8 protein-coding genes, 1 tRNA gene and 1 pseudogene are annotated in these 7,384 nt (G+C 70.3%); 1 reads left to right on the plus strand and 9 read right to left on the minus strand.

Translation table 11 applies throughout. The features are described 5' to 3' along the window. From IJH84_RS02765 to dnaG, 5 genes are all read right to left on the minus strand, one after another. Positions 1-274: hypothetical protein (locus tag IJH84_RS02765; protein WP_295139840.1), on the minus strand; the 274-nt coding region annotated here is incomplete at its 3' end. A 341-nt stretch (positions 275-615) separates the two neighbouring features. After that, positions 616-687 (minus strand) — tRNA-Asn (locus tag IJH84_RS02770). Positions 688-787: 100 nt separating this feature from the next. Further along, positions 788-1,540 (minus strand): trans-aconitate 2-methyltransferase, encoded by a 753-nt coding sequence (locus IJH84_RS02775; RefSeq protein ID WP_295139843.1) that lies wholly within the window; start codon positions 1,538-1,540, stop codon positions 788-790. 24 nt (positions 1,541-1,564) lie between these two features. Then, a complete protein-coding gene (locus IJH84_RS02780) occupies positions 1,565-2,095 on the minus strand; it encodes a hypothetical protein (protein ID WP_200070993.1) in 531 nt (176 codons plus the stop codon). Next, positions 2,092-3,984 carry a DNA primase gene (dnaG, locus tag IJH84_RS02785; protein WP_295139845.1) on the minus strand — a complete coding sequence of 631 codons (1,893 nt, stop codon included), beginning with the start codon at positions 3,982-3,984 and terminating at the stop codon, positions 2,092-2,094. The genes IJH84_RS02780 and dnaG overlap by 4 nt, the downstream gene beginning before the upstream one ends. Positions 3,985-4,038: 54 nt before the next feature. On the opposite strand from dnaG, the gene IJH84_RS02790 reads away from it, so the two are divergent. Continuing rightward, positions 4,039-4,962 (plus strand): sigma-70 family RNA polymerase sigma factor, encoded by a 924-nt coding sequence (locus tag IJH84_RS02790; RefSeq protein ID WP_295139847.1) that lies wholly within the window; start codon positions 4,039-4,041, stop codon positions 4,960-4,962. On the opposite strand, the gene IJH84_RS02795 is transcribed toward IJH84_RS02790, so the two are convergent. The 4 genes and pseudogenes from IJH84_RS02795 to IJH84_RS02810 form a co-directional block, all read right to left on the minus strand. Then, a complete protein-coding gene (locus IJH84_RS02795) occupies positions 4,925-5,491 on the minus strand; it encodes a carboxymuconolactone decarboxylase family protein (protein WP_295139849.1) in 567 nt (188 codons plus the stop codon). The two genes, IJH84_RS02790 and IJH84_RS02795, sit on opposite strands and share 38 nt — an antisense overlap. An 83-nt stretch (positions 5,492-5,574) precedes the next feature. Then, positions 5,575-6,675 (minus strand): serpin family protein, encoded by a 1,101-nt coding sequence (locus tag IJH84_RS02800; protein WP_295139850.1) that lies wholly within the window; start codon positions 6,673-6,675, stop codon positions 5,575-5,577. Between the two features lie 171 nt (positions 6,676-6,846). Further along, the gene (locus IJH84_RS02805; RefSeq protein ID WP_200070988.1) at positions 6,847-7,032 is read right to left on the minus strand and encodes a hypothetical protein; all 186 of its coding nucleotides are present in this window, start codon (positions 7,030-7,032) and stop codon (positions 6,847-6,849) included. A gap of 150 nt (positions 7,033-7,182) precedes the next feature. Beyond that, positions 7,183-7,384: pseudogene (locus IJH84_RS02810) on the minus strand (deoxyguanosinetriphosphate triphosphohydrolase); the annotation flags it as partial.

Genomic DNA, 7,384 nt, shown 5'->3' on the forward strand with positions numbered 1-7,384 from the left:
CGAAGGACGAGAAGGAGGTTGAGGAGCTGCTTCGCAGAGTCCTGGAACGTTCGGACGAGCACGAGAACGACAAGAAGATGCGCATGCGCAAGGCTCCGCCCTCGCCGAACGAACGCGACTGGTAGCCTATCCTCGCTAGCGCGCTGACCGCGGCCACGGTCAGCACCGAGAGCATGACCAGATAGACCAGTGCTTTGACCGGCTTCGGCAGCTGGTTCAGCGTGGCCATGTCGGGCAGCGCGAAGTGGTCCTTGCCGATCCCTGGAGCAGACATCCTGACTTCCCCCGTCCTGGTTTTCGTCCCCGTTTGCGTGCACCACTGCCCCGAGGACGTAGGGCAATGGGAGTCTCGTTGGTTCTAACGCACCGTGAATCGATCCGGCTCACCGGCCGAGGCCGGTCGGCCGCCCGATCATGATCACGGAAACCGGCCGTGACCTGCACGGAAGCCTTCGTACAGCGCGGGACGTCGCGTCGGTGCACGAATCAGATCGCGCGGCCGACCAGGATCGTTACCCGACTCTGATCGCCTCGACACCTGTTCGCCCGAAGAGGTGGAACGAGGTTTGCGGATCTGCAAAAAGGGGCACCGGAACGGTGCCCCTTTGCGCTGTGCTCCTCCGACTGGACTCGAACCAGTAACCTTTCGGTTAACAGCCGAATGCTCTGCCATTGAGCTACGGAGGAATATCTATCTGGGCGCCAGCCCCGTTGCGCTGACGTCGTCTACTTTAGCGCATCCGGCGGGGAGGTCTCACACCCCCCTCCCTACCGGCATCCGCTCAGGTCACAGGCGATGCGCGACGGCGAACACGCGGCGGAACGGGAACCACGTCGTGCCATCCGAGCGCCGCGGGTAGGCGACTCGCAGGCGTGCGCCGAGTTCGGCGCGGAACTCCGCCCATCCCTGCTCGTCGAGGCTCGCCCGCACGGGACGCAGGGCCGTGCCGCTGAGCCACTCCAGCACCGGGTCCGGGCCCTCGAGGCGCTGCGCGTAGGTCGTCTCCCAGGCGTCCACGCCCAGTCCGAGATCGGCGATCAGCTCGGCGTAGCCCTGCGGACCCAGCACCGAGTCGGCGCGCAGCAGTCCTTCGGCGGCCCACTGCGGCTGCGCGACCAGCTCGCGGATCGCCGCGTAGGACGGGGAGTCGAAGTTGCCGGGGACCTGGAACGCGAAGCTCGCGCCCTGCGGCAGCTCGGGCAGCCAGCTCCGCAGCAGCTCGGGATGCTCCGGCACCCACTGCAACACCGCGTTGCACAGCACGACGTCGGTGTCCGGGCTCGGCTTCCAGTCCCGCACGTCCTCCACCTGCGCGTCGACGCCGCGCGCACGGGCAGCCTCGACCATCTCCGGGGACGAGTCGGTCGCCTCCACGGCAGCGTCCGGCCAGCGAGCGGTGAGCAGCGAGGTCAAGTTCCCGGCACCGCAGCCGAGGTCGACCACTCGGCGCGCGCTGCGTTCCGGAACGCGGGCGAGCAGGTCGTGCGCCGGGCGGTCACGGTGCGCTCGGAACGACAGGTACTTGTCGGGATCCCACACGACATTCACAGTACGGCCGTACTGCTAGCTGCGTCCACCGCCGCGCAACCGCTCCGCGACCTCGGCCGCGAGCGGTGCCAGCTGCTGCTCGTCGGTGCCCGGATCGGCGCGGACCTGCAGCACGACGCCGTCCCGGCCCGGCACTTTGCGCTGCACGAAGCGCGCGCCGCCGACCGGCAGGTCGCGGTGCTGGGTGTTGCGGATGGAACCGGTGATGCGGGAGTGCACGACCTCCGGCAACCGGCCCGCAGCGGTGAGGCGCAACCGTCGCGGCGGCAGATCGCGCAGCAGCACGGCCGCGCCCGCGGCACCGGACTCCTCGGCTTCGACCAGCGCGAGTGCGCCTTCGTTCCACGTCGCCTTGCTCAGCAGGTGCCAACCCACGCGACGGCCCTCCGGCAACCACAGCCCCAAGTGCGTGGCCACCAGCGGCCCTTCCGGCGCGTGCGCCACGGCCAGCACCACCTCGTCCTCGGTGAGCCGGCCCGCGAAGTCCGCGGGCACCTCGGCCGTTCCCGACAGGCGGGCGGCGAACCGGCGAAGCCAGGAGATCACAACGCACCCATCGCCTGCTTCAGCAACGACTGCCGGTATTGCTCCAGCGCCAGCATGTCGCCGAACAGCGAGTTGTACTCGTCCGGGCTCTCGGTGGGCGAAGTGCGCTGCACCCGCGACTTGATGTCCGCGATCTGCCTGCCGACCATGATCTCCTGCAGGCGGGCGATCACCGCCGTCGCGTACCGCGGGTCCTCCTCGGACTTGGTGTCCGGGGTCTCCACCGCCAAGGTCGTCAGCAGCCGCCGGGTCACCTCGTCCGAGCACTCCTTGCCGACCGCGTCGACCAGCAAAGCACCGGATAGCCCGGACATCGTGCCGCCCGCGGCCACGATCGCCTGGTGCAGCTTGCCGTAGGCGTCCTCGGTGAACGCCTCCCCCGGCAGCGAGTCGTAAACCGGCCCGGCCAGCGCCGGCACCTGCAGCGCCAGCTTCAAGGTCTCCCGCTGGCACCAGCGCGGGTCGTCCCGGCTCGGACGTTGCGGCAGTTCCACGTCCATGCCCAGCGAATCCTGGTCCGGATTGCGCGGGGGCCGGCGGCGCGGCTTCTTGACCGGCGCACCTGCCGACTCCCGGACGCGACGCACGACCTGGTTCTCGTCGTTCCAGCCGGTCCAGCCGGCCAACTGGACCGCGTAGCCGTCACGGCGCTCCACGTCCTTGATCTGCGCGACCAGCGGGACCGTTCGCTTGAGCGCTTCCACCCGGCCGTCGACCGAATCCAGGTCGTACTCGCCCAGCAGGCTGCGGATGGCGAACTCGAACAGCGGTTTCCGGCGCGCCACCAGGTCCCGCACCGCGGTGTCGCCGCTGTGCTGCCGGAGTTCGCACGGGTCCTGGCCATCCGGGGTGATCGCCACATAGGTCTGGGTGGCGAACTGCTGCTCACCGTCGAACGCCTTCAGCGCCGCCTTCTGCCCGGCCTCGTCGCCGTCGAAGGTGAAGATGACCTCACCGCGGAAAGCGTTGTCGTCCATCATCAGCCGCCGCAGCACCGCGATGTGATCGTCGCCGAAAGCCGTTCCGCAGGAGGCGATCGCGGTCGGCACCCCGGCCAGGTGCATCGCCATCACGTCGGTGTAGCCCTCCACCACGACCGCCTGGTGCCGCTTGGCGATCTCCCGCTTGGCGTGCTCGATGCCGAACAGCACCTGCGACTTGTTGAAGATCGGCGTCGCCGAGGTGTTGACGTACTTGGCCTCGATCGGGTCGTCGTCGAAGATGCGCCGGGCGCCGAATCCGACCACGTCCCCGGCCAGGTCCTTCAGCGGCCACAGCAGGCGGCGGTGGAACCGGTCCAGCGGCCCGCGCCTGCCCTCCTTGGCCAGCCCGCACTTGTAGAGCTCGTCGAGCTGGAACCCCTTGCCGATGAGGTGCTTGGTGAGCTTGTCCCAGCCCGCCGGGGCGAAGCCGCAGCCGAACTTGGTCGCCGCCGCCTCGTCGAACCCGCGCTCGGCCAGGTAGTTCCGTGCGGCCAGCGCGTCCGGGGAGCGCAGCTGTTCGGCGTAGAACTCTGCGGCCAGCCGGTGCGCCTCCACCATCCGCGCCCGCGTGCCGCGGTCGCGCTTCTCGCCGGGAGTGCCGCCTTCGTAGTGCAGCTCCACACCGGCCCGGTCGGCCAGCCGCTCGACCGACTCGACGAAGCCGAGATGCTCGGACTTCATCAGGAACGCGATGGCGTCCCCGCCTTCACCGCAACCGAAGCAGTGGAAGGTGCCGTGGCTCGGGCGCACGTTGAACGACGGGGTCTTCTCGTCGTGGAACGGGCACAGGCCCTTCAACGCGCCGCCACCTGCGTTGCGCAGTGCCACGTAGTCACCGACGACGTCGTCGATCCGGTTGCGATCACGTACCTCGGCGACGTCGCTTTCCCGGATCCTTCCAGCCACGCGTCCAGTCTAGGCGCCGCGAACGAAACGCCGACGAGCGGCACAATCGCTCGCATGACCACCGCCGCCGAGTTCGAGCAGCACCGTCCCCGGCTGACCGCGCTCGCCTACCGGCTGACCGGGCGGCTCGCCGACGCCGAGGACGCGGTGCAGGAGGCGTGGCTGCGGCTGGACGCCGAACGCTCCGAGATCCGCGATCTCGGCCCGTGGCTGAGCACGGTGGTCGGTCGGATCTGCCTGGACCGGGTCCGCTCGGCGAGCGCGCGGCGGGAACGCTACGCCGGGCCCTGGCTGCCGGAGCCGGTGGTCACCGACGTGGACGCCCGAGATCCGCTGGAGCTCGTGGTCGATCGGGACGAGCTGCGGATGGCGGCGCTGCGGGTGCTGCACGAGCTCAGCCCCGACCAGCGCGTGGCGTTCGTGCTGCACGACGGGTTCGACGTGCCATTCGCCGAGATCGCCGAGCTGCTGGACTGCCCGGTCCCGACCGCGCGCCAGCACGCCTCCCGCGCGCGGCGCGCGATGGCCGAGGCACCGCCGCGAGTACCGGCACCGCAGCAACAGGAGATGCTGGAACGCTTCCTCGCCGCCGTGGCCGGCGGCGATCTCGACGAACTCACCAGGCTGCTACATCCGCGTGCCACCTTGTTCGGCGACAGCGACGGCAAAGCACCGACCGCGCGGCGGCCCGTGCTCGGCGGGGAGAAGATCGCCCGCTTCGCGCTCGGCCTGGCCGCGAAGTACGGCGACCGGCTATGGTCGAGCGCTCGGCCGGTGCTGGTCAACGGCGAGCGCGGGCTGATCACTCCCGGCGAGCCGGAAGGCACCGGTACTCGCCGCGTCGCGCCCCGCGTGGTCGGTTTCGCCTGGCGGGACGGACTCATCGCGGAGATCTACGACGTGGTCAACCCGGAGAAGCTCGGCCGGGTCGACTTCTCGCTCACGGAATCGGAACGCGGCACGCCTCGCCGGAGGTGAATCCCTGCGCGGTGAGGCCGAGGGCGTGGTTGAACCGGCTGCGCTCGTTCTCCAACGCGATCATGTAGGTCAGCTCCACCAGCCCGTCGTGCCCGAGCTCCCGGTCGAGCTCGGCGACCTGGTCGTCGGTGACCCGCATCGGCTGGTCGGTCATCGCGTCCGCGTAGGCCAGCACCGTTCGTTCCCGAGCGGTGAACTTCGGCGAGGTCGGGTAGTCGTCGATCTCCTTCAGCCGGTCGATGTCCAACCCCTCGTTGCGCTGCACCATCGTGCCGAAGTCGACGCACCACGAACAGCCGATCCGGGTCGCGGCGCGGTAGGTCGCCAGCTCCCGCAGGTTCGCGGGGAGTCTGCGGGCAGTCCGGTCCACGGCGAACTCGGCGCAGCCCATGGACATCAGCAGCTTCGGGTGGTGCGCGGCGACCGCAAGCGGCTCCGGCACGGCGCCGAACCGCCACTTCGCGGCCCGGTACAGCAGCTTGGTCAGCCAGCCCGCCCGCTGCGCGGGCAATGGTTCGATGCGCGGCATGAGCACTCCTGTGCTGGTGTCCCGCCCGGTGCGGGAACTCGTCACCGGGACGGGACAGCCCGGCCGGACGTGACAGCGCCGCTTCAGGACGGGTCGACCACGCGGGACAGGAAGTAGATCGCGCCGGTCTCGCGGTGCCGGACCAGGAACAGGAACGGGCGGTCCACCCGGACCCGGATCGGGTCCTCCTCCCGCACGATCGCGGTCAGCCGCATCATCGCCGCGGTCGCCGCCGCGCCCTCGAAGCCCGCTTCGTCGACGCGCAAGACCGCCTGGTGCACGACCGTCGAAACCTTCAGCGGCTCGTCGGTGAGCGGGGTGAAGTCGGCGGCCGGCGTGAACAACCGGCGCACCCCCAGCTCACCCAGCGGGCCGCTGAGCTCGGCCTCGCCGGTGACGGAGAACCGCGGCAGGTGCAGCTCCACCCGCTGTTGCCGGCTCGCGGCCAAGAGCGAATCGAGCGCGTCCGCGGTCAGCTGCGGCTCGACCGGGCCGAGCTCGCCGTCCGGCAACAAGACCACGGCCTCGACATCGCCCGCGGCGGGCAGCGTCAGCGCCTGCCAGCCGTCCGCTGCTGCGTACCTCATGCGGCGGGTGGCGGTCATGGTCGGGACGTCGCGGTCCCCTGCCGGGGCATGGAACGGCTGCTCGGAGGTCGCCTGGGTGTCGAACGCCTCGTGCCAGGCCACCTTCAAGTACAGCGCGTTGACCAGCGCCGCGACCGTTTCGGCGTCGACGGTTCCGGGATCCAGCAGCTCCGGGATCAGATCCCTCGTCGTCTCGGCGACGTCGCTGTTGATCCGCTGCCGGGCCTGCTCGGGATCGACGCGGAACGGCGCGGTGCGCACGGCGTTGCCCGGCCATTCCTTCAGGGTTTCGAGGAAGGACTCGCGCACCAGCAGCTCGTCGTGCGCCCACAGCGTGTTCGCGACCGCCAGCACCGGATCTTCGCCGGGGCCGGAGGCGGTGAGTTCGGCCGCCCCGGACAGCAGCCGCCGCAGGCCGGTCGGCTCATCGCCCGCGCGCAACGCCGTGAGCACCTCAGCGCGGGTTTCGCCGCCCGCGGCCGAAGCGACCAGGCCGAGCGCGCTGGCGACCGAGTAAGGCGACCAGCAGAACGCTCGGTCCGGTGGCGGAGCCAGGCTGTGGTGCAGGGACAGGCTGAAATCGAGGTGTTCGCGCACGGCCGGCTCCGTTCGGCGTGTCGGCTTCACTGCGGAACGCCGAGTCTGCCACTTCCGCGGCCCGCGCGGTCGCGCGCTCCGGTCGGTGATCTCATTTCAGCCGGTGCAAGGCCATGCCGCTGCACATCCGGCGGGCCGGGCCGTTCGGGGTGCGGTCCGGCCCGCCGGTGCTCACCGCACGGATTCCTCGATGTCGGACAGACCCATCAAGCGCAGTTCCTGGGCGATGTACTCGGCCGCGCGCCGCGCTTCGGGATTGCGCCAGCGCAGGTCCTTCACCCAGTCCGCGAGGTCGTCGGCATTCACGTACGGCTCGCCGTCGACGACGAGCTTCTGGATGTAGTGCCGGTTCGGCATCGGGGATCTCCTTGCGGCACGGGGACGGTTCGGGGGACCGCGCCGCACACACAGCAGCCGGCCGTTCGGGTCGGGGGGCCCGAACGGCCGACACACCGGGTGAAGAGTATGCCGTACCTGGCAAGTGGATACCGCCCGTTCGGGCGTACTTCACACCAGACTGGTTTCGCTGCGTACATGACGTGCATGCCAAGACACCGCCTGCGCATCCGTCAGCGAAGCAACCTGATCCAGCACCACCCGCAACCCGGCGGCGTCGCCCGCAGCGGCGCGCCACGCCGGGGCGAACGCCGGGTCCAACGCCTCCGGTGCCCGGTCGGCCAGCGCCGGCACCAGCTCGGCCAGCAGCTCC

The organism is Saccharopolyspora sp. (genome assembly GCF_017434145.1).
Lineage (GTDB): Bacteria > Actinomycetota > Actinomycetes > Mycobacteriales > Pseudonocardiaceae > Saccharopolyspora_C > Saccharopolyspora_C galaxeae.

What these genes read in the sequence shown, in the direction of transcription:
- IJH84_RS02790 (WP_295139847.1), top strand. Translation starts at nt 4,039, where the DNA reads ATGACCACCGCCGCCGAGTTCGAGCAGCACCGTCCCCGGCTGACCGCG.
- IJH84_RS02805 (WP_200070988.1), bottom strand. Translation starts at nt 7,032, where the DNA reads ATGCCGAACCGGCACTACATCCAGAAGCTCGTCGTCGACGGCGAGCCG.
- IJH84_RS02795 (WP_295139849.1), bottom strand. Translation starts at nt 5,491, where the DNA reads ATGCCGCGCATCGAACCATTGCCCGCGCAGCGGGCGGGCTGGCTGACC.